Genomic DNA, 26,351 nt, shown 5'->3' with positions numbered 1-26,351 from the left:
CCAAATCACAAAACCCGCAAATGCCAGGCATCTGCGGGTTTGTTTTGTCGGTTCAGGTTGTCATTACTCTAGCCATGGAAATTGAAATCTTTGTCTGCCAGGGTGTGGTCAACGCCCATGAGCGTGATCGACGCATCATGGCCCAGATCAATCACCAGATTCTGGCCGCTGGCATCAAGATGCATGTCGGCTTCAATCTGATTGAAATCATTATAATTCCATTCGCTCAGATCAATGATGTCTTCGCCTTCGGTGAAGTCGGTAATCACATCATGCCCGGCCACATCACCCACCACGAACTGATCCCAGCCCGCACCGCCCGACAACGTATCATCGCCAAGGCCGCCATAAAGTGTGTCGTTGCCTGCCCCGCCGGCCAGCACATCATCCCCGGCATTTGACCAGATCACGTCATTGCCATTGCCACCATTAATCGTGACATCGCCGTAACTGTGGTTCTGGCTGGTCAGATCAACAATATCGTCGCCATCGCCAGCATTGATCACTTCAACCCCGGAAATGCGCGGCGATGTGCCCGGGTCGCTGGCGGTATCATCCAGGAACAGGGCATCGTTGCCGCTGGTCAGTTGCAGGGTATCAACACCTTCGCCGCCATTGAAAACATCATTGGACTGGTTATAGCCATCAAGATTGACTGTGTCGCCGGTGCCGCTATCGCCACCATCGTCATGGCCCCATCCCCAGCCCCAGCCCCAGCCATTATTATGATGGCTGTCATCGCTTGGCGCGCCGTCATTAAGCGCATACCATTTGTTGCCCCAATGATCGTCGGCATTATATTGCAGCACATCATTGCCTGCACCGCCATCGAGCACATCCTGACCATCGCCGCCCGACAACACATCGTTGCCGCTGCCACCATGCAGGGTGTCATCCCCGGTGCCACCAATCAGCACATCGTCGCCCGCATTGGACCACAAAATATCGTTGCCGCTGCCGCCATCAATGGTGACATCGCCATAGCTTTGGGTCGAGCTGGTCAGATCAACAATGTCGTTGCCATTGCCCGCATCAATCACCTCAATACCGGAAAGGCGCGGTGATATGGCAGGGGCCGAATAATCGTCCTGTAACACCAGCGCATCATTGCCCGACGACATCACAAGGGTATCGTGGCCTTCGCCGCCGTTGAAAATGTCGTTCGACTGGTGATAGCCGTTCAGATTGACATCGACATTGCTGCCATCTGCCCCCGGATCGCCCATATCGCGTACGGCGTGGGCTGCGGTCCAGTTGGCATCGTCGTTATATTGCAACACGTCATCACCGGCTCCACCGTCAAGCTGGTCCTGCCCGGCCCCACCCCACAGGGTGTCATTGCCATCGCCACCAACAAGGGCATCATTGCCGTTGCCACCCCACAGGGTGTCGTTGCCGCCAGCACCCAGAAGGTCGTCATCGCCCGCCCCGCCCGACAGCAAATCATCGCCGTTCAGGCCCGATAGCAAATTGGCCCCGTCATCGCCAAACAAGGCGTCAGCAAAGTTCGAGCCGATCAGATCTTCGATCGAGGTCAGGAAATCCTGCCCGGCCCCGCCCGATGCGGTATGCACCGAAAGGTCGGCGGCCACAGCGGCACTTGCATTGGCATAACTTGCGGTATCGCGGCCCGACCCGCCATCAAGGCTGTCATTCCCGGCGCCACCGCTCAGCGTGTCGGTGCCATTGCCGCCCCACAGGCGGTCATTGCCATCGCCGCCATCAAGGATGTCGTCGCCGTTATCACCGTTCAGGCTGTCATCGCCGCTTTGACCATACAGGGTGTCGTTGCCATCGTTGCCCCACAAGCGGTCATTGTTGGCACCGCCGTCAATCACGTCGTTGCCGGTACCGCCATAAAGCGAGTCATCGCCGTTTTCGCCAAACAGGGTATCGTTGCCGTCTTCACCCCAGATGCGGTCGTTATTATCCTGCCCGTTCAGAACGTCGTGGCCGGTACCACCCTTGATCGAATCATCGCCCGACCCGCCCAGTATGGTGTCGTCGCCATCGTCGCCAAACAAGCGGTCCTGGCCCTGTCCGCCATCCAGCGTATCGTTGCCAGTGCCCCCCATCAGGCTGTCATCGCCATCATTGCCCAACAGCACATCATTGCCATCGCCGCCTTCAAGGCGATCCTGGCCGCTGCCGCCTTCAAGGTGGTCATTACCAAGGTCGCCATACAGGCGGTCGTCGCCATCATCGCCATAAAGCGAATCATTGCCGTCCATCCCGCGCAGGGTGTCCTGCCCACCAAGGCCAACAACGGTATCGTCACCGGCAAGGGCGGCAATTGAATCGTTGTTGCTGGTGCCATACAGAACATCGCGATATTCGGTTGGCCCGCTGCTGGCGCTTACACCGACAAAAGCATCGGCCGACAAATTGCCAAGGGCAACGTCTTGCAGGGTCAAGGTGCCTTCGCCGTTGAGGTTAATCACAACATCGTTGCCAACCTGCGACATGTGGCTGGCAAGATCTGACCAGTCGGTAATGCCCATTGCGGCAAGCGAGATTTTATCGTGGCCAATGGCGAAATCGGTAACGACCTTGTTCCCGGCATTGTCCGAAACAAGGATGGTGTCGTCGCCAGCGCCGCCGGTAAAGGTGTCGTTGCCTGCACCGCCATCCAGCGTGTCATTGCCATCGGCACCCAGCAAATAATCATTTCCGGCATCACCGCTCAAGGTGTCGTTGCCATCGCCGCCCCACAGGGTATCGTCGCCATTCCCGCCTGAAAGGGTGTCATCCCCGCCACCATTGTTCCAGTCACCCGCCAGCAGGTCATTGCCATCACCGCCGGTGATAATGTCGTTGCCAGCCCCGCCTTCAATGGTGTCATTGCCGCTATCGCCCGACAGGGTATCGTTTCCGGCCCCGCCAAAGACCAAATCTTCATTGTCGCCGCCCGACACCACATCGTCGCCATCGCCAGCTTCGATCCAGTCATTGCCGCCAGAACCGAAAATGGTGTCAATTTCGGCCCCGCCCATCAAATGGTCGTTGCCTTCTTTACCATCAAGGTAATCCTGCCCGCCTTCACCGTCGATCACGTCATCGCCGGCACCGCCAAACAGCGAATCGTTGCCATCGCCGCCGGAAATAACATCTTCGCCGTCTTGACCGTCGATCCAGTCATCGCCTGACCCGCCATCGAGCACGTCGTCCTGATTACCGCCCAGAATGGTATCGTCGCCAGAACCACCCGAAATCTGGTCATTGCCGTCATTGCCGATCAGGGTGTCGTCACCGGCACCGCCTTCAACAACATCGTCCCCGGCCAGCGCATCAATATAATCGCCTGCGGTTGTACCCGACAAAACATCGTCATACGGGGTGGCCCCAACAAAGCCGTCAACATCTTCAAATGTATCGGCACCAATATCGCGCAGATGCACACCCTGAAGGGTGAGCGAGCCATTTTCACCCAGATCAATGACAAGGTTGCCATTGACCTCGGACAGGCGCGGTGCCAGATCGGACCATTGGGTAATGCCAACGCCCGCCAGCGACACCTTGTCTTCGCTGGTATTAAAATCGGTTACCAGCTTGTGGCCATCGGTACTGGTCACAACAACATGGTCGGCACCGGAACCGGTTTGCATCGTGTCGTCGCCAACGCCGCCATCAAGGCTGTCATTGCCGCCGCCACCATTAAGAACATCGCGGCCGGCATCGCCATACAGGGTGTCGTCGCCCAGTTCGCCATACAGGGTATCGTTCCCGGCCCCGCCATGAACGGTGTCGCCGCCATCGCCCACCCAGATGGTGTCGTTGCCAAGCCCGCCATCGATGGTATCGGTGCTGGCGTCGGCCTCGATATTATCAAACACATCGTTGCCATCGCCCAGATCAACCACGTTGTTCTGGCTGTTGCCATAAATGTAATCGTCATGGGCCGAGGCAATAACCCGTTCAATGCCCGACAAAACATCGCCTGCGGCATCGCCGCTAAGGCCTTCATTCGCCGCTAACGGGGTGCGTGCATTGCCATCGGTGCCGCCAAGATAGGCTTCCACACCCTGGGCCGACTGGCTGTAATCCACGGTATCAATGCCATCGCCACCGATCAGGGTGTCGGCACCAGCACTGCCCATCAGGGTATCGTCGCCCGCACCGGCATCTACCACGTCATTACCGGCACCATCGTGGGTAATGTCGTTGCCAGCACCGCCCAAAATGGTGTCGTTGCCCGCATTGGTCCACAAAACGTCGTTGCCGCTGCCGCCATCAACCACAACATCGCCATAACCATATTGCGAACTGGTCAGGTCAACCACATCGTCGCCAGCACCGGCATTGATCACTTCAATGCCCGAAATACCGGCCTGTGCTGTGCCCCCGGCATGGTCCGCATCGAGAATAATGGCATCGTTGCCATCTGTGCCGGTCAGGGTATCCATGCCATCACCACCGGCAAAAACATCGTCTGACAGCGCCATGCCATTAAGCGATACACCAACACCGGTACCATCAACATTCGGGCTGCCCGCATGGTCGGTATCATCAAGGGCCGATCCGGTATGATCGCTCGCAAACTGCAACACATCATCGCCTGCGCCACCAATCAGCGTGTCGGTGCCGCTGCCGCCTGCAAGGGTGTCGTTCCCGGCACCACCATCAAGCACATCGTTGCCGCTATTGCCCAGAAGGGTATCGTCGCCCGCACCGGCCATAACGCTGTCATCACCGCCAAGGGCGTCAATCACGTCATTGCCATCTGTCCCGGTCAGGGTATCGTCAAGGTCAGTGGCAATGTTTTCAATGCCGTCAAACTGATCCGCGCCCAGCTGTGATAGCGAAATGCCTTCAAGGGTAATCGTGCCCCCTTGCGGCAGGGTAATCACCGCATTGCCATTCGCATCGTCGGCGAGCATGCCCTTAAGTTCTGACCAGCTACCCACATCAAGGTCGGTCAGGGAAATGTGGTCTTCGCTGATATCAAAGCCCCGCACCACGTCATGGTCCGTGCCATCGGCAAATATCAGGGTATCGGCCCCGGCCCCGCCATCAACAATGTCATCACCGGCACCGGCTATCAGGGTATCGGCACCCTCGCCGCCCAGCAACGTATCGTTGCCATCGCCACCGTCGATCACGTCGTTCCCGGCATCGCCCGAAAGCGTATCGTTACCCGCACCTCCGGCAAGGGTATCGGAGCCATCGCCCCCCGAAAGAATGTCGGCACCGTCGCCGCCTTTCAGGGTGTCGTTGCCTGCCCCACCGAGCAAGGTATCGGCGCCGTCGCCGCCGCTTAGCTGGTCATTGCCCACCCCGCCATCGAGCAGGTTATCGCCCGCATTCCCGGCGATAACATCGTCCTTGGCCGAGCCAATGACATCCTCGATCGAGGACAGACGGTCGGTTTCATTGCTGCCGATCTGGGCTGTGCCCGTGGCAAGGCTAACCACAACAGGGCTGGTCGATGTGCTGTAATCGGCTGTATCGCGGCCTTCGCCACCAATCAGGCTGTCATTGCCAGCCCCGCCCGAAAGGGTATCATCGCCTGCACCGCCGGTCAGGATATTGGCCGAGGCATTACCGGTAATCGTATCGTTGAAATCAGAGCCGACAACGTTTTCAACATATTGCAATATGTCGTTGCCCGCCCCGCCGGTGGCGGTATTGGCCGACAGGTCAACATTTACGCCCGAAATAGCATCGTCAAACAGCACGGTATCAACATCGCCGCCGCCATAGATGGTATCGTCGCCCAAACCACCGCGCAGGGTATCGGCCCCCACGCCGCCAATCAGGTAATCATTGCCCGATGCGCCATCGAGCATATCGGTGCCCGACCCGCCATCAAGCGTATCGTTGCCCGCACCACCATAAAGGTCGTCATTGCCGTTGCCGCCCAGAAGGGTGTCGTCCCCGGCATTGGCCCACAGGGTATCATTGCCATTGCCGCCATCGATCACGACATCGCCATAGGTCAAATGGTCGCTGGTCAAATCGACCACGTCATTGCCATTACCTGCGGCAATGGTTTCAATGCCGTCAATCTGCGCACCTGCCGGGGCTTCGGTTACGGCATCAAAGCTGATGGAGCGCAGGAAATAATCGCTGCTGTCGCTGCCCTGGCTGCCATCGCCATAAGGTTCGGCAGCAAAGGACAGGTAACGGAAGGAAACCGGGTTGCCGCTGGCATCAAGCACGGAAATTTCGGCCGTGCCAACATCGCCGCTGGTATAATCGATGGTATCGGCGTTCAGATCCCCCGTGGCAACCAGGTTGCCATCGGCATCAAATGCCTGCCAGCTACCGGTTTCACCACCGGATTCCCCTTTAAGCATGTTGGAAACCTGAATGGTGGCACGAACAGAATCCGCGCCCAGATCAACAACGATGCTTTCGCTTTGGCCGGTCTGACCGTTGTGGTTGATCTGGCTGCCCGCCGGGCTGCCGCCATTATTGCCAATGCCGTTGCCGTCATAAGAAATGGTATCAGTACCCGCCGTCAGGTTCAGCTTGCCGTTTTCATCGGTCACCGGCACGCCAAAATCATAGGCATAAAGCCCCGCACCCGACCATGCCGATTGTACGTGATCGGGGGTAGACTGGTCGGTCAGGCCAAAGCTGCGGGTTTCGGTGGCACCTTCGCCGCCCAGCCCCAGTTTGGCACCATCCAGCACCAGTGCGTCATTGCCGTCAGATAATTGCAGGGTATCGTTGCCATCGCCACCGATAAAGCTGTCAGCCGAAATGGCATGGTTGCCAATATCGGCGACATCACCAGTGCCACTGACACCCGGGCTGCCATCGTTTTGCGTGGTTGTGCCCGTTGCGGCCTGATCATCGGCATTAAATTGCAGCACGTCATCACCGGCACCACCATCAACCTGATCGGTGCCATCGCCGCCGCCCAGCGTGTCGTTGCCTTCGCCACCGCTCAGGCTGTCATCCCCTGTGCCACCGGCAAGGCTGTCGTCGCCTGCACCACCGGCAAGGCTGTCGTTACCGGCATCGCCGCCAAGGCTGTCATTGCCATCGCCACCGGCAAGGGTGTCGTCGCCTGTACCACCCGATAACGTATCATTGCCGCCATCGCCCGACAGGGTATCGTCACCGGCACCGCCTGCAATGGTGTCGTTGCCGTCCAGCCCGTCGATAACATCGTCGCCCTCGCCACCGGCAAGGTTGTCGTCATAGGCGGTGCCACCATCGGCAACACCGACAAAATCATCCGCGCCCAGCGTGCCAAGCGCCACACCCTGAAGCGTCACCGTACCACCGGCAGGCAGGCTGATAATGGTGTTACCATGCCCGTCATCGACCATCTGTTCGCGCAATTGCGTCCAGCTGATATAGCCACTGTCGGGCAGGGAAATGGTATCCTGACCGTGGGTGAAATCGGTGACCACATCGTTATTAACGCCGTCGGCAAAACGGAACACATCGTTACCGGCACCACCGGTTAATGTATCGTTGCCAAGGCCACCATCCAGCAGGTCATTACCCGCGCCACCAGCCAGCGAATTGTCGCCATTGCTGCCAAGCAGGGTATCGTTGCCCGCCCCGCCAACTACATTTTCAAACCCGGAAACCGCATCATTGCCAGTAGAACCGCTGTTTGCTGTGCCTGCGGCCAGATCAACCGTGACAGCGCCAATGGCCCGGCTCATATCCAGCGTATCGATCCCGGCATCGCCGTTTAGAATATCGTCGCCTGCACCGGCATAAACCCAGTCATCGCCAGTTCCGGCATCAATGCTGTCATTGCCTGCGGCACCATCAAGCACGTCATTGCCGCTGCCACCGATCAAATGGTCGGCCCCGGTACCACCGGTTATCACGTCATGTCCGGCCCCGCCATCCAGACGGTTGCCAACATCGTTACCGGTAATGTAATCGCGCCCGGCACCACCGGTTACGTTTTCAATTCCGCTTAGGGTATCGCTACCAGTTTGCGCTGAAACCGCCGTGCCATCTTGCAGGTTAACCGTCGCCCCCGATTGCGCCTGCGACATATCAAGGGTGTCAAACCCGCCATCGCCCGCCAGCACGTCATCGCCCGCACCGGCCAGCAACGTATCGTTGCCATCACCGGCCGAAACCGTGTCATTGCCCGCGCCATCGGCAATCACGTCATTTCCGGCACCGCCCGAAAGACGATCATTTCCCGCACCACCGTCTAGGGTGTCGTTGCCTTCGCCGCCGCTCAGGCTGTCATTGCCATCGCCACCGGCAAGGCTATCGTTGCCGATGCCGCCATCAATGATGTCGTCGCCAGTGCCGCCATCAAGGCGGTCATTCCCCGCACCACCCGAAATAACGTCGTTCCCGGCACCGCCATGCGCGGCATCATTGCCATCCCCGGCGATAATGGTGTCGTCGCCCTGATTGGTCCAAAGGGTATCGTCGCCGCTGCCGCCATCAACCGTAACATCGCCATAACCAAACCGGGTTGATGTTAAATCGACAACGTCGTCGCCTGCACCGGTATTGATAACCTCAACGTCAACAATACCCGGCGTACCAGTGCTGGTACTGGCATGATTATCATCAAGAATAACGGCGTCCTTGCCATTGGTCCCTTGCAGGGTATCAATGCCATCGCCGCCATCAAACACATCGTCGCTAAGCCCGGCACCATTCAGCGATGCCACATCGCCAGTACCGGCAACGCCGGGGCTGCCAACATTGTTGGTACTGTCTGTGGTCGTGCCAGTCTGGTCAGCTTCAAAATGCAATGTATCATCACCGGCACCGCCCAGTACGGTATCGCGGCCTTCGCCGCCGCCCAGTGTGTCCTCGCCATCGCCGCCCGAAATCACATCGTCGCCGCTGCCGCCATCGATGGTGTCATCGCCATCACCACCGCCCAGCGTATCGGCACCATCACCGCCGCCAAGGCTGTCGTCTCCCGCACCGCCATCAAGGCTGTCGTCTCCGGCACCACCGCCCAGCGTGTCGTTGCCATCGCCACCGGTCAGGGTGTCGTTACCGGCACCGGCATCAATCGTGTCGTCGCCATCACCACCGCCAAGAGTATCGTCACCATCGGTGGCAACATTTTCCACACCGTCAAAGGCATCGGCATTCAAATCGGCAAGGGCTACACCGGTCAGGGTAATCGTACCGCCTTGCGGCAAAGTAATAACCGCATCGCCATTGTCGTTCTCACCCAGATAGGGCTGCAACAAGGTCCAGCTTGAAACATTGACATCAGGCAGGGAAATAACGTCTTCGCCAACGCTAAAGCCGTTTACCACATCGTGATCTGTGCCATCAGTAACGACCAGCGTATCGGCCCCGGCCCCGCCATCAACAATGTCGTTGCCCGCACCGGCGTTAATCACATCATTACCGGCACCACCCGAAAGGCTGTCGTCGCCAGCCCCACCCAACAAGGTATCGGCACCGTCGCCGCCGCTGATCAGGTCGTTGCCTGCGCCACCGTCAAGCACGTCATCCCCGGCACCACCCGACAGGGTATCAACGCCGTCGCCGCCCGAAAGCTGGTCGTTGCCTGCGCCACCATCGAGAATATCGTTACCAGCACCGCCCGAAAGCGTGTCGGCATCATTTCCACCCGAAAGGCTGTCATTACCGGCCCCACCCAGCAGAGTGTCAACGCCGTCACCGCCCGAAAGCTGGTCATTGCCTGCGCCGCCATCAAGAACATCATTTCCGGCGTCCCCGGCAAGGGTATCATCGCCCAAACCACCCAGCAGGCTATCATTGCCAGCGCCACCGGACAAAAGATCGTCGCCAGTGCCACCATCAATAATATCGTTGCCCGTACCGCCATCAACCGTATCGTTTCCGGCCCCGGCAACAACGCTGTCATTGCCTGCACCGGCATCAATAACGTTATCGCCATCCGCCCCGGCGATGATATCATCCCCGGCAGAGCCAATTACGTTCTCAAAGCCCGAAAGGGTATCTGTACCGCTGGCATCGCCCGTGGCGGTTCCGGCAGCCAAATCAACATTGGCCTGACCGGCACCGGTCATATCAAGGGTATCGGAACCATCCCCGCCAATTAACTGATCATCACCAGCACCGGCGACAACCGTATCATCGCCTGCACCGGCATCGATCACGTCGTTGCCCGCACCGCCATCCATCACGTCATCGCCCGCCAGCCCGGCAAGGCTGTTGGCCCCGTCATTGCCGGTCAGGGCGTCGTTACCGGCAGACCCGCTAACATTTTCAATCCCGGAAAGCTGATCATTGCCAGTCGCCCCCGAAGACGCGGTGCCTGTTGCCAGGTTGACCGTCGCCCCGTTGGCCGCCGCCATATCAAGCGTATCGGTGCCATCGCCGCCCGCAAGGGTATCATCGCCAGCACTGGCAACCAGCGTGTCGTTTCCGGCACCGCCGTCAACCACGTCATTGCCTGCACCACCATTTAGCGCGTCATTACCGGCACCCCCCCAAAGGGTGTCGTTGCCCGCATTGCCCCACAAGGTATCGTCGCCCGCACCGCCATCAATCGTGGTGTCGCCATAGGCATATTGCCCGCTGGTCAGGTCAACAACGTCGTTGCCATCACCAGCATCAATCACTTCAATATCACTTAGGGCCGGGGCATCGCCCCCCCCGGCATGGTCACCATCAAGAATAATCGCGTCATCGCCCGAGGTACCCAACAGGGTATCGCTGCCGCTGCCGCCATCAAAACTGTCGTCACTGAGGCCTTTACCATCAAGATCGGCAATCGCGCCGGTTCCCGGCAATCCCGGGCTTCCGGCGTGGTCGGTCTGATCGCCCGTCTGGCCCTGTGTGTCAGCACCAAACTGCAACACATCATCGCCCGCACCGCCCGAAAGGGTATCGGTCCCGGTGCCGCCGCTCAGGTGGTCGGCATCGTCGCCGCCATCAAGCACATCGTCGCCGCTGCCACCATCAAGGGTGTCATCGCCGCTGCCGCCAGCCACGGTATCGTTGCCTGCACCCGCACTAACCGTGTCGTTCCCGCCAATGGTTTCAAAACTGTCGTCGCCATCGGTGCCGGTCAGGGTGTCGTCGCCCGGCGTACCCACATTTTGCACACCGTCGAACTGGTCGGGGCCAAGCTGTTCCAGCGAAACGCCCTGCAAAGTCACCGTGCCGCCCTGCGGCAGGTTAATAATCGCATCCCCGGCATCGTTGCTGCCCAAAAGCGGCTGCAAATCTGTCCAGGTGGTAATGTTGCTGTCGGGCAGGGAAATAACATCCTGCCCCGGGGTGAAGTCACTGACAACATCGTGGTCGGTGCCATCGGCAAAGACAAATGTGTCATTGCCCGCACCGCCCGACACCACGTCATTACCGCTTCCGGCGTCAATCGTGTCGTCACCGGCACCGCCCGCCAGCACATCATCGCCAGCCCCACCGGCAATCATGTCGTTGCCCGCACCACCATCAATGGTGTTGGCCCCGGCATCGCCAGCCAGTTGATCGTTAGCATTGGAACCCGTAATGTTTTCAAAGCCGCTAACGCTGTCCGATCCGGTCTGATCCCCGCTCGCCGTGCCCGCCGCAAGGTCAACAGTAACACCGCCCTCGGTGCCGGAAAGATCAAGGGTATCAGTGCCATCGCCGCCCTCAAGGGTATCGTTCCCGGCGTCAATTGCCACGGTGTCATCGCCGCTTCCGGCAATGACGTTGTCATCGCCGGCACCGGCTGAAATGGTATCGTTGCCCGCACCGGCATCGATCAGGTTGGCGTCATCATTGCCAATAACGGTGTCGTCGCCCTCGGTTGCGGTAACGTTTTCAAAACCGTCAATGCTGTCGGTTCCGGTCGCATCGGATGTTGCCGTGCCATTTGCCAGATCAATCTGAGCCCCATTGGCACCAGACATATCAAGGGTATCGGTCCCCGCACCACCCGACAATACATCATCGCCCGCACCGGCACGCACCACGTCATCGCCGGTCCCGCCGTCGATCACGTCGTTACCAGCGCCACCATCGAGCACGTCATTGCCATCACCACCCGAAAGCGTATCGGCATCGGCACCGCCTGAAAGGCTGTCGTCACCCGCACCGCCCAGCAAGGTATCAACGCCGTCGCCGCCGTCGATCACATCGTCCCCAGCACCACCATCCAGCACGTCATTGCCAACATCGCCCGAAAGCGTATCGGCATCGGCACCACCGGAAAGGCTGTCATCACCCGCACCGCCCAGCAAGGTATCGGCACCATCGCCGCCGTCGATCACATCATCGCCAGCGCCACCATCCAGCACGTCATTGCCAACATCGCCCGAAAGCGTATCGGCATCGGCACCACCGGAAAGGCTGTCATCACCCGCACCGCCCAGCAAGGTATCGGCACCATCGCCGCCGTCGATCACATCATCGCCAGCGCCGCCATCCAGCACGTCATTGCCAACATCGCCCGAAAGCGTGTCGGCATCGGCTCCACCGGAAAGGCTGTCATCACCTGCACCGCCCAGTAACGTATCAACGCCATCGCCGCCGTCGATTACATCGTCACCAGCGCCACCATCCAGCACGTCATTGCCAACATCGCCCGAAAGCGTATCGGCATCGGCACCACCGGAAAGGCTGTCATCACCCGCACCGCCCAGCAAGGTATCGGCACCATCGCCGCCGTCGATCACATCATCGCCAGCGCCGCCATCCAGCACGTCATTGCCAACATCGCCCGAAAGCGTGTCGGCATCGGCTCCACCGGAAAGGCTGTCATCACCTGCACCGCCCAGTAACGTATCAACGCCATCGCCGCCGTCGATTACATCGTCACCAGCGCCACCATCCAGCACGTCATTGCCAACATCGCCCGAAAGCGTATCGGCATCAGCACCACCGGAAAGGCTGTCATCACCCGCACCGCCCAGTAACGTATCAAGGCCGTCGCCGCCGTCGATCACATCATCGCCAGCGCCACCATCCAGCACATCATTGCCCGCACCGCCCGAAAGCGTGTCGGCATCGGCACCACCGGAAAGGCTGTCGTCACCGGCACCGCCCTGCAACGTGTCGGCACCCTCGCCACCGCTGATGGTGTCATTGCCAGCGCCGCCATCAATGGTGTCGTCGCCTGCACCACCGCGAATATTATCATCGCCGGCACCGCCGGAAATAACATCGTTGCCGTCATTGGCCCACAGGGTGTCGTTGCCATCGCCACCATCAATGGTGACATCGCCATAGCTGAATTTTTCGCTGGTCAGATCAACAACGTCGTCGCCGCCACCGGCCTGAATATTTTCAATATCGACAAGCGAGGGCTGATCCGCGCCGCCAATGGCGTGGTCCTGATCGAGAATGATGGCGTCATCGCCATCGCCCGCCACCAGCGTGTCAACGCCATCACCCCCAACAAAGCTGTCCGATGACAGATTTTTGCCGGAAATATCGGCTATTTCGCCGGTTCCAACACTGGTCGGGCTACCAACATTATCGGTGGTGTCACTGGCATCGCCAACACTATCGGTTTCAAAATGCAGAACGTCATCACCGGCACCGCCGTCGATCAGGTCAGAACCCAGCCCACCTGCCAGCGTATCGTTGCCATCACGGCCCAACAGGCTGTCATCGCCCGCGCCGCCAACCAGAATATTGTCGCCATCCGAACCGGCCAGCGTATCGTCGCCCGCACCGCCGGTTGCCCCTTCAATGTCGCTAAGGCTGTCATTACCCTGCGCGCTTTGCGCCGTGCCATCGGCAAGGTCAACCACCACCGGGCCAGCGCGGTCGCTATAATCGGCCATGTCCTGGCCAGCACCACCGGCCAGGGTGTCGTTCCCGGCACCGGCACTGAGCGTGTCGTTACCATCGCCACCCAAAACCGTGTCATTGCCCGCACCACCGGCCAACACATCATCCCCGGCACCGCCCGAAATGATATTGTCCTGTGCGTTGCCGGTTATGGTGTCGTTAAAGGCGGAACCACCAACATTTTCAAACCCGGAAATAACATCACTGCCTGCCGCACCACCTGCTGTGCCTGTACTCAGATCAACATCAACACCGCCGTCGGCCCCGTCATAAGACAGGGTATCGTTGCCAATGCCACCCATCAGGGTATCGTCGCCACCAGCACCCAGAACGGTATCGTCACCCGCGCCGCCATCAAGGATATTGGCGTTACCATCGCCGATCAGAACGTCATTGCCGTTACCACCAGTGGCATTTTCAATGCTGTCGAGCACATCATTGCCTGCGGCCCCGGTCGCGGTACCCGCGCCCAAATCAACCGAAACACCATTATTGGTATCGCCATAATCGGCGGTATCATTGCCGTCGCCGCCGCGCAGGGTGTCATCGCCCGTGCCACCGATCAGGGTGTCATCTCCGGCACCGGCATTAATAACGTCATCGCCGTTTTTACCATCGATAATATCGTTGCCATCCAGCGCATTAATCTCGTCGTCAAGCTGGCTGCCATTCAGGATATCGTCGTTTTCCGTACCTTCGATAGTGACATAGCCATAGAAATTGCCCGGTCCAAGGTCGCTGATATCAACGCCTTCCAGCGTCAGGCTTTCCCCCGGCGCCAGCGAAATAACCACATTGCCCGAGGCATCGCCAAACATGCGATCAGCCAAATCGTCATAGGTTTCAATGCCGTAAGCGGAGAGATCAATCTTGTCATGCTCGGGGTCAAAATCGGTCACATTGTCGCTGCCACCCCCCGGCGCGACAACAACCATGTCATCGCCATCACCGGTAATGATCACGTCATCAGACGCCCCACCCATCAGGGTATCGTTGCCCGCACCGCCATCCAGCGTGGTGACACCATCACTGCCAATCAGGGTGTCGGCATAGTCGGTGCCAATAACATGTTCGATATTGCGCACAATATCGTTGCCCGCCGCCCCGCTGGCATATTGATTAATCAGGTCAACAACAACCGCTCCATCGACTTCGGAATAATCGGCAACGTCCTGGTTGCCATCACCCCCGTCAAGGATGTCGTCGCCCGCATCGCCGTAAATCCAGTCTTGCCCGTCATTGCCCTGAAGAACGTCGTCGCCTTCGCCGCCGCGCAAAACGTCGTTGCCATCACCGGCATCAATGGCGTCGTCGCCTGAACCACCCAGAATGGTGTCATTCCCGGCACCGGCATTAATTTCATCCGCCCCGCTTCCGGCATCAATCAAATCGTTGCCGTCGCCGGTATCAATGGCGTCGTTACCGCCGCCCGCATTTATCGTATTGTCGGCCTCGGTTCCTGTGATCACGTCGTTGAAATCGGAACCGATGACGTTTTCAATGCTGTCAAGGCTATCGGTGCCCTGCCCGGTTGCTTCGCCGCGATCAAGGTCGATATGCGTGCCAGTGGTGGCGGACGAATAATCCACCGTGTCGCTGCCATCGCCGCCCAAAAGGGTGTCGTCGCCCGCCCCGCCTTCCAGCACATCATCGCCCGAAAGACCGGTCAGAACGTTATTTCCGGCATCGCCCCGCAAAACGTCGTCAAACAGGGTGCCGGTGACATTTTCAATGCCGTCAAGGGTATCGGCCCCATCGCCACCGGTAACGGTGTCTTGCGCAAGGTCGGCCGAAATGCCGCTGCTTTCGTTAGAATAATCAGCGGTATCGATGCCATCACCACCGCGCAAATCGTCGTTGCCCTGGCCCCCGGCAAGGGTGTCATCCCCCGCCCCGCCATCCAGCATGTCGTTGCCTGCGCCGCCAATAATACGGTCATTGCCCAGCCCACCCGCAACGCTGTCATCGCCGCCCAGAGCATTGATAATATCGTCGCCGCCGGTCCCGGTCAGGTCATCGGCATTTTCGGTGCCCAGTTGAACATCCACACCCTTGAAATTGGCTGCGCTCAAATTCGCGGGGTCAACATTTAACAGGGTAATGTGGTCGGTGCCGTTCAGGCTGATGGTCAAATTGCCATTGGCGTCGGTACCAAACAGCGATTTCAGGGCATCAAACCCGCCAATATTAAAGGATGTCAGGTCGATCACATCGCCGCTGGCGTCGAAATCGGTAATGGTGTCGTTGCCGTCACCGGGGTTAAACACAACCGTGTCATCGCCCGCGCCCAGTGTCAGGCGGTCATTGCCGCTGCCCCCGTCAAACCAGTCATCTCCCGCACCGCCGATAAAGGTATCGCTGCCGGTGCTGCCAATGAAACTGTCGGCAAAGTCCGTGCCTTCAACAACTTCGACATTGTCAAGCGTATCAGTTCCGGCAACGCTGCCGCTGACCGTTCCGGCCGACATATCGGCCGTGATGGCCCCGCCCACATTGCGATAAGACGCGGTATCAATGCCCGCCCCGCCATCAATCTGGTCATTGCCCGCACCGGCCATAATGACATTGGCCCCGGCATCACCGGTAATAATGTCGTTTCCGGCCCCGGTCGTGATATTTTCAATGTTGGTCAGGCTATCGGTTTCACCATTAATGGTAACGGTTCCTGCCGCCAGATCGACAATCTGGTCGCCACCCTGCACCGATGTATCGACGGTATCAATACCGGCACCGCCATCAAGGGTATCAACACCCGCCCCGCCCGAAAGCGTATCGGCACCCGTACCGCCCAGCAGCACATCATTGCCCGCCCCGCCCGACAACACATCGTTACCTGCCGCACCGGTCAAAATATTGTTGCCGCCATCGCCGGTCAAAACATCGTCAAAAGATGAACCAGTAATATTTTCAACATTGCGCAGGGTATCTGTGTCACCGCCACTGACCGTTCCGGTGGCCAAATTGGCATTTACACCCGATGTGGCACCATCATAGTCAACAGTATCAATGCCATCCCCACCATCAATCGTGTCGGCCCCGGCGCCACCGCGCACATAATCGTCGCCAGCATCGCCAAACAGCACATCATTGCCCGAACCGCCCAGAAGCGTATCGTCCCCGGCCCCGGCATGAAGGGTATCGGCATCCACACTGCCGGTTAAAGTATCGGCATAGTCCGACCCGATAACTTCCTCGACGCCCGAAAAACGGTCCTGCCCGATGTCGCCGCCGCTGGCCGTTGTGGTGGCAAGGTTGATGTTGAGGCCGCCATTGGCACCACTGTAATCAAGCACATCATGGCCATCGCCGCCGATATAAAGATCGTCGCCGGCTTCGCCCAGGAAACGGTCATTCCCGGCACCGCCATCAAGCACGTCATTACCCGCACCGCCGGTTAAAACGTCGTTGCCATCGCCGCCAGACAGCGAGTTATCGGCACCATCGCCCGTCAGTGCATCGTCAAATGCCGACCCGGTTACATTTTCAAAACCCGAAACGGTATCATTGCCATCGGCGCCGCTGGTAACACCCTGTGCCAGATCCACCGTCACACCACCGGCGGTATCGCGATAATCAAGCGTATCGGTGCCGGCCCCCCCGGCCAAAATATCGTCCCCGGCGCCACCGCTAACCACGTCGTCACCGGCACCGGCGTCAATCACGTCATTACCGGCACCACCAAACACACTGTCATTGCCGCCAAGGGCATTAATGGTGTCGTTGCCAGCCCCGCCGCGCATGACATTGGCACCACTTGTGCCCGATAGCTGGTCGTCAAAGCCGCTACCGGTAACGTTTTCAATGCTCTCAAGGGTCTGATTGCCCAAATCGCTGGTCGCGGTCCCATCGGCGAGGTCAACATTGACCGCAGAATTGATGTTGCTGAAATCAACCGTGTCCGAGCCAACCCCGCCCTGCAGTACGTCATCGCCGGCACTGCCCAGCAATGTGTCATTGCCCGAGGCCCCGATCAGGGTGTTGATGGCGTCATTGCCGCCAATAATATCGTCGGCGGCCGAACCGATCACATTTTCAATATTGGCAAGGCTGTCGGTGCCACTTGTTGTTGTGCCAACACCGGTTGCCAGATTAACCGACACCCCGTTGCCCCGTTCGCTGACATAGCTGACGGTATCAACCCCGTCGCCACCATCAATCACGTCTGATCCGCTGCCGCCATCAAGCACATCATTCCCGGCACCGCCCAGGATGCTATCGTCGCCGCCTGCACCGGAAATGGTATCATTGCCCGCAAGGCCGCTTAGAACGTTGCTCAGGCTGCTGCCGGTGATGGTATCGCCAAATTGCGATCCGCTGGCATTTTCAATGGCATCAAGACGATCGGTACCCATACCCGTCGCCGATCCCTGCGCCAGATTAATGGTCATCGCACCGCTGGCGGTATTATAGCTTACGGTATCAACACCGGCATCGCCGCGCAGCGTGTCATTGCCTTCACTGCCGATAAAGATGTCATTTCCGGCACCGCCAGAAAGAACGTTGGCAACCGAATTGCCCGACAAAGTATCAGCAAACTGGCTACCATTGACATTTTCAATATCGATCAGGCTGTCATTGCCCGCCGCCCCGGTAGCCGTTAAATGTTGCAGGTCAACATTAACCGCGCCACTGGCGGTGCTGTAATCGGCAGTATCGGTACCGCTGCCACCAAACAGGGTATCGTCGCCCATACCCCCGGTAAGGGTATCGTTGCCCGCCCCCCCATCAAGGATGTTATTGGCACCATCGCCGCGCAAGTTATCATTGCCCGACCCGCCAACAACATTTTCAATATTGGCAAGGGTATCGCTGCCCTCGGCACCGGTGGCGGTACCATCGTTCAAATCAACGCTGACGGTGGCTGTGGCATCATTGTAATGCAGAGTATCAACCCCGGCACCACCATCAATAAAATCATTGCCGGTACCGCCGGTCAGCTGGTCATCGCCATCGCCGCCCAGCAGATAGTCGTTCCCCGCAAGGCCGGTAATTGTATCATTGCCTTCCAGCCCCGACATGGTGTCGTCAGCTGACGTACCCACCAGAATATCGTCGCCCGACGTTCCGGAAATATCGTGAATACCAACAAAATTGGCCGCCGAAATATCGTTCAGGCCAACACCCTGCAAGGTCATGCTGGTGCCGTCACCCAGATCAATCACCAGGTTGCCGTCACCATCGACCGTCATGTTTTCGCGCAGGCGGCCATAGGTATCGACATCAAGTTCGCCAACATCAATGCGGTCGCTACCGACATTAAAATCGGTAACCACATCGTGGCCGTCGCCCGCCGCCATTTTATAAAGATCAGACCCGTCGCCGCCCGACAGGGTATCATCACCCACCCCGCCGCGCAGGGTATCGTCGCCCAAGCCGCCCGAAATCCGGTTAACGCCATCGTCGCCGGTTAAAACATCGTTCCCGTCCGAACCGGTAATGTTTTCAATGCTGTCAAGGGTATCATTTCCCGCCGCCCCGCTGGCTGTTCGCGCCAGAAGGTCAACCGACACACCGTCTGTACCGGCATTTTCATAGCTTACGGTATCGGTGCCATCACCACCCGAAATTGTATCGTCGCCAAGGCCACCGGCCAAGGTATCATCGCCGCCAAGACCCGATAAAACATCGTTTCCGGCCCCGCCTTGCAGGATGTTGTTCTGGCCATCGCCCGCCAGCACATCGTCAAAATCCGACCCGCTCAGGTTTTCAATATTGGCAAGGCTGTCAACCCCGTTCGCACTGCTGGCCTGCCCGGTGGTCAGGTTTGCGCTAACGCCCCCTGTGGCATCATCAAACGAAACCGTGTCATTGCCGGTACCGCCATCAAGGGTGTCGTTCCCGGCACCGCCGCGCAGCACATCGTCGCCATCACCCCCGGCAACCACATCGTCACCCGCCCCGCCCGATAGAGTGTCATTATCGGCACCGCCATCAAGAATATCGTTGCCATCGCCGCCCGACAGCACATCGTTGCCGCCATTGCCAACCAGTCTGTTATCGGCGCCATCACCGGTCATTTGGTCGGCAAAATCCGACCCGTTAATGTCTTCAATCGATGTCAGTTGGTCAGTTTCAAGACCCGGCTGGGTCGCGGTGCCATTTTCAAGGTCCACCACAACGCCTTTGGCAGCCGAATAATCGGCCATATCGCGCCCGGCGCCGCCATCCAGGCTGTCATCCCCGGCCCCGCCAATTAACGTGTCATTCCCGGCCCCGGCCAAAATCACATCATTGCCGCCACCGCCGGAAATCACGTCGTCGCCCGCCAGGCCGTCAATCATTTCGGCAAAATCAGTCCCGGTAATCTGATCGGCATTTTCGGTCGCACCCAGCGACGCAAGGTCGTTAAAATTACCCGCGCCAAGCGCGTCGGGGTCAACCCCGGTTAATGTCAGTTCCTGCCCGTTAAGGCGAATAACTGCATCCCCGGCATCGTTGGTGCTAATGGCAAGGCGCAATGCTTCCCAGTTGGGAATACCAAACCCGGACAAATCAATAAGATCGGCTGACGGGTCAAAATCGGTAATCGTGTCGTTGCCCTGATCGGCTTCAAACACAAACTGGTCGGCCCCGGCCCCACCGGTCAGCACATCATTGCCAGCCCCGCCATTTAAAATATCGTCGCCAGCACCACCTTGCAGGGTATCGGTGCCACCGGCCCCCGACAAAACGTCATTTCCAGCACCGCCCGACAAAACATTGTTACTGTCGTTACCCAGCAGGGTGTCGTCACCCGCGCCGCCCGTAACATTTTCAATGCCTTGCAAAATGTCGTTACCGGCTGCGCCTTCGGCCGTGCCTGCCGCCAAATCAACCGTTATCGTGCCGCTGGCATCGCTGTAATCAGCGGTATCAATGCCGCTGCCGCCTTGCAGCAAATCGTCACCGGCACCGCCGTGAAGCAGGTCATTGCCGCCATTGCCCGTAAGCGTATTATTCCCGGCATCGCCCGACAACACATCGTCGAAATTAGACCCGTCAAGGTTTTCAATCGAATTCAGGCTGTCATTGCCCGCACCACCGGTGGCGGTTCCCGCAGTCAGATCGGCATTTACGCCCGCACTTGCATCGCGATAGCCTGCGGTATCAACCCCGTCGCCGCCGTCAAGCACGTCATCCCCGGCACCGCCCGAAAGGGAATCATCGCCTTGCCCGGCGGTTATGGTATCAGCCCCGGCACCGCCCGAAAGCGTATCGTTGCCAAGGCCGCCATCAACACTATCGGCACCGTCGCCGCCCGCAATCGTGTCATCGCCCTCGCCTCCGGCAAGGGTATCGTCGCCTTCATTCCCGATCAGCCGGTCGGCCCCGGCACCACCATCAATGATATCATCCCCGGCACCGCCAGAAATAATATCGTTGCCTTCGCCACCGCTCAGGCTGTCATTGCCGCCAAAACCGTCAATGGTGTCGTTTCCGGCCAGGCCGTCGATCACATCACTGCGATTGGTTCCTTGCAAAACATCTGCATCGGGTGTGCCTTCAAGCGAGCGAACGCCCGAAAAATTACGATATGTCAGATCATCCGGGCTTACATTTTCCAGCGTAATAACGCTGTCACCCACCGTAATTGTCGCAAAGCCATCGGCATTTTCGCCAATCAGCGGGGCAACATCGGAAAACAGCTCCAACCCGTCAATGCCCTGAATATCCAGGCTGTCATTGGCCGGGTCAAAATCGGTAATCAGGTCATTGCCGCTGGCCGCGGTCACAACAAAGCTGTCGGCTCCGGCCCCACCGGCCAGCACATCATCGCCCGCACCGCCATCAATAATATCATCGCCTGCCCCGGCGCTCATGGTATCGGCGCTATCGCCGCCGCGCAAAATATCGTCGCCGTTGGACCCTTCGAAATTTTCAAACCCGTCAAAGCAGGTGGTGGCATTGCCAATGCTGGCTGTACCATTGCCAATATCAAGGGTTACGCCGCCGCTGGTATCGGCAAACGACAGGGTATCGGTTCCGCTGCCGCCCTCAAGCACGTCGGATCCACGGCTGGCATAAACCGTGTCATTACCAGCACCGGCATCGATATTGTTGTCGCTGCCATTGCCATGAATAATGTCATCGCCAGCACCGGTAACAACATTTTCAACCGATTGCAGCGTATCATTGCCGTCCCCGGTCGCGGTGCCCGTGGCAAGGTTGATCGACAATGCACTGTCGCTGGCGGAATAATCCGCTGTGTCGGTACCAGCCCCACCGATGAGCGTATCATCGCCACCCGCACCAACCAGCACGTCATTACCGCTACCACCATTTAGAATATTCGCGCCGTCATCGCCCGAAATATGGTCATCTGCGGCTGAACCGGTAACATTTTCAATGTTGGAAAGGCTCTGGCTGCCCGAGGCAAGCTCGGCATGACCGGCGGCAAGGTCTACCACAACGGCACCATCGCTCACATAGGTGACGGCATCGTTACCCTCGCCGCCGTCCAGCACGTCATCCCCGCCGCCACCCGCAAGAATATCGTCGCCCGCGCCAGTTTGCAGAAGGTTATTGCCCGCATCGCCCTTAACAATATCATTGCCACTGCCGGTAATGATGTTTTCAATGCTGCTGACCTGGTCTCGTTCGCCACTAACGGCATCAGTTGCCGTTCCGCTCGCCAGGTTCACATTTTGCGCGGTATCGCGCGCGCCAAGGTCCAGCGTATCGGTGCCACTGCCGCCAATATAGGTGTCGTTGCCCGCTTCGCCGACAAAGCTGTCATTGCCCCCACCGCCATCAAGCACGTCATTGCCAGCGCCGCCTGTAATCAGGTCGTCGCCCGCACCACCCTGCAGGTTATTGGCACCGCCATCGCCCGAAATCGTATCGTCAAAATCCGATCCGATAACATTTTCAATCCGGTCCAGCACATCATTGCCTGCCGCACCGGTCGCCGTTCCCGCCGCCAGGTCAACATTCACGCTGCCATTGGCATCGGAATAGTCAACGGTATCAATGCCTTCTTCGCCGCGCAGGGTATCATCGCCCACGCCACCGCTTAAAACATCGTTGCCATCGCCACCCGACAGAACGTCATTGCCCTGCCCGCCCTGCAGCGTGTCATCGCCGTCAAAGCCATAAATGGCATCATCGCCACCGGTTCCCGCCACCGTATCATCAGCATTGTCGGCAAATATCCGGCCAAATCCCCGGAAATTATCCTGTGAAATCGATGAAGCATCGACATTTTGCAGCGTCAATGATCCGTCAGCGCCAAAATCAATAACGGTATTGCCGTTACCATCGTCGCTCATCATGCCCTGAAGGGTGGCAAAATCGGGCACGGCCAGGCGCGACAAATCAATAATGTCGGCACCGGTTTCAAAATCGGTAACGGTATCGTTGCCAAAACCTTCGGTCAGTTGAATATCGTCAACCCCGGCCCCGCCGGTCAGGGTATCGTCGCCCGCACCACCCGTCAGGGTGTCAATGCCCGCACCACCCGACAAAACGTTATTGCCGTCATCGCCGGTCAAATGGTCGTCAAACGACGACCCGTCAACATTTTCCACCATCTGGACAATGTCATTACCGGCCCCGCCAGTGGCTGTTTCGTTGCCCAGGTCCACCCGAACGCCCGAAACAGCATCGCTGTAATCGGCAATATCGGTACCTTCACCGCCCTGCAACTGGTCATCGCCAAGACCACCGCGCAAATAATCATCGCCAGCACCGCCCTGCACAACGTCGTCGCCAGTACCGCCAATCAGGCTGTCATTGCCCGAACCACCCTGGACAATGTCATTGCCATAGCCACCATCAAGCAGGTCATCGCCATCGCCGCCCTGCAACACATCATTGCCGGAACCGCCGCTCAGCGCATCATTACCAGCACCGCCTTGCAAAATATCGGCACCATTACCACCATCGAGCACGTCGTCGCCATCGCCGCCCTGCAGGGTATCGTCGCCATTTTCGCCCGCCAGCGTATCCGCCCCGGTCGTGCCATGCACAATGTCATTGTCAGGTGTCGGCACATTGTCGCTTGTGCTTTCGCCGTCGGTCGTGCCATCGCCTGCGCCCGTATCCCCGCCGCCATCGCCGGTCGACCCGTCACCCGTTTCGGTGTCGCCAGATGTGTCCCCCGATCCATCCGTCGTACCGGTTTCGTCCCCGGACCCGTCATTTGTGTCTGTATTGGTGTTAGTGTCCGTACCGGTTTCGTTGTCACCAGTGCCGGCCTGACCGCTTCCGGTTTCATCCGTACCGCTGTTACCACCAATAGAATCATCCCCCAATGATCCGCTGGTATCGTCACTGCCGTCACCGCTTGAGGTCTCGCCATTGCCTGCACCATCGGTGCCAGCGTCGGTCGATCCATCGCCCGTTTCAGTATCGCCAGATGTGTCCCCCGACCCATCCGTCGAACCGGCTTCGTCCCCGGACCCGTCATTTACATCTGTATTGGTATTGGAATCGGTACCGGTTTCGCTGTCACCAGCACCGGCCTGACCGCTTCCGGTTTCATCCGTACCGCTGTTACCACCAATAGAATCATCCCCCGATGATCCGCTGGTATCGTCACTGCCATCGCCGCTTGAGGTCTCGCCATTACCCGCACCATCGGTGCCAGCGTCGGTCGATCCGTCGCCCGCTTCGGTCTCGCCAGATGTATCCCCGGATCCATCCGTCGTGCCGGTTCCGCCCCCGGATCCGTCATTCGTATCTGTATTCGTGTCGCTACCGGTTTCGCTGTCACCAGCACCGGCCTGACCGCTTCCGGTTTCATCCGCGCCACTATTACCGCCGACAGAATCATCCCCCGATGATCCACTGGTATCGCCGCTGCCGTCGCCGTTTGAAGTCTCACCATTACCAGCACCATCGGTGCCGTCGTCAGTCGATCCATCTCCCGTTTCGGTGTCGCCAGATGTATCCCCCGATCCATCTGTCGTGCCGGGTTCGTTCCCGGATCCGTCATTCGTATCTGTATTGGTGCCGGTTTCGCTGTCACCAGTCCCGGCCTGACCGGTTCCGGTTTCATCCGTGCCGCTATTGCCACCAACAGAACCATCCCCCGATGATCCGCTGGTGTCCTCGCTGCTGTCGCCGGTTGAGGTTTCACCATTGCCAGCACCATCGGTGCCAACGTCAGTCGATCCGTCATTCGTATCTGTATTGGTGTCGGTTTCGCTGTCACCGGCCCCGGCCTGACCGTTTCCGGTTTCATCCGTGCCGCTATTGCCACCAATAGAATCATCCTGCGATGATCCGCTGGTGTTCTCGCTGCTGTCGCCGCTTGTGGTTTCGCCATTGCCAACACCATCGGTGCCAGCATCAGTCGGTCCGTCGCCCGTTTCGATGTCGCCAGATGTATCCCCCGATCCATCCGTCGTGCCAGTTTCGCTGTCACCAGCCCCGGCCTGACCGGTTCCGGTTTCATCCGTGCCACTATCACCGCCAACAGAATCATCCCCCGATGATCCGCTGGTGTTCCCGCTGCTGTCGCCGCTTGTGGTTTCGCCATTGCCAGCACCATCGGTGCTGTCATCGGTCGATCCTGCGCCGGTTTCGGTCTCGGTTGCTGTGTCGCCCGACATGTCCCCGGCGCCATCAGATGAACCGGTGTTGCTGCCGAAACCTTCGTTTGTATCGGTATTCGTATCCGGGCTGTTATTCGTGCCGGTGCTGGTATTGTCGGTTATTTCGCCCTGACCGGAGCGCACATCGACAACAACGCCGCCGCTGGCATCGCTGTAATCAAGGGTATTGGTGCCATCCCCGCCAATGATCTGGTCATTGCCGCCCCCAGGCGAAAAGGTATCGTCCCCGCCCGCGCCATACAGGATGTTGTCATTGGCATCGCCGCGCAAAATGTCGCTGGCGTTGGACCCGGCAACATTGGCGATATTGGAAAATGAAATGGTATCGCTGCCGCTGGCATTGCTGGCGGTTCCCGCCCCCAGGTCAACATCAGCACCTTGCATCTGCCCCCAATAGGACAGGCTGTCATTGCCCGCACCGCCATCAATCACGTCATTGCCACCGCCGCCGCTGATCGCATCATCGCCCGATGTTCCGGCGATCACGTCATCACCGGCAGACCCTTCGATATAATTGATGGATGAAAGATCGGGCAGCGCAACCGCACTGCCATCGGCCAGGCTAACGGTTTCACCGGCATCAACAATGGAAACCGACTGCAAATCGCTCAGCGTCAGGTTTTGCAAGACAAGGGTGTCGCCATTGCCAAACGTGATCACGACATTTCCGGCATCCTCATGCGCGAGGCTGAGAAGATCCTGCACGGTATCCACACCGGTGCCGTTGAGCGAAAGTGAATCCTGCGTCGGGTCAAAATCGGTGATGGTGGTTTGACCAAAACCCTGCTGCAACACAAACAGGTCGCGGCCCTGTCCGCCGGTCAAATGGTCGTGGCCTTCACCGGCAACAAGGGTATCATCGCCCGCGCCGCCATACAGGCTCAGCGTGGATTTGTCACCGACCAGCACATCGTTATAGGCGCTGCCGATAACATTTTGAATATTGGTGAAAACCTGGGTCGCAATGGATTGCGGCGCGAGCGCAGGCGCGCCCGCATTTTTGGAAGACGACGCATCGGTGCTACCTGCACCGGGCGCAGAGCCGTTTTCACTGCGCGTATCAAGTACATCTTCCAAGCTGGGATCATTTAGACCCGCGCCATCATCCTGATTGGCTGCCGCTGTCAATTCCAT

1 protein-coding gene is annotated in these 26,351 nt (G+C 58.6%); it reads right to left on the bottom strand.

All coding sequences use genetic code 11. The annotated features are described in order from the left end of the window. Window positions 1–68: 68 nt before the first annotated feature. Complete coding sequence (locus TMES_RS23245; RefSeq protein WP_085579246.1) at window positions 69–26,351, bottom strand: hypothetical protein; 26,283 nt, start codon at window positions 26,349–26,351, stop codon at window positions 69–71.

Source organism: Thalassospira mesophila (genome assembly GCF_002115755.1).
Classification (GTDB): domain Bacteria; phylum Pseudomonadota; class Alphaproteobacteria; order Rhodospirillales; family Thalassospiraceae; genus Thalassospira; species Thalassospira mesophila.
The sequence above is the reverse complement of the archived record's forward strand: the minus strand, read 5'-3'. Positions and strand labels throughout refer to the sequence as shown.

What these genes read in the sequence shown, in the direction of transcription:
- TMES_RS23245 (WP_085579246.1), bottom strand. Translation starts at nt 26,351, where the DNA reads ATGGAATTGACAGCGGCAGCCAATCAGGATGATGGCGCGGGTCTAAAT.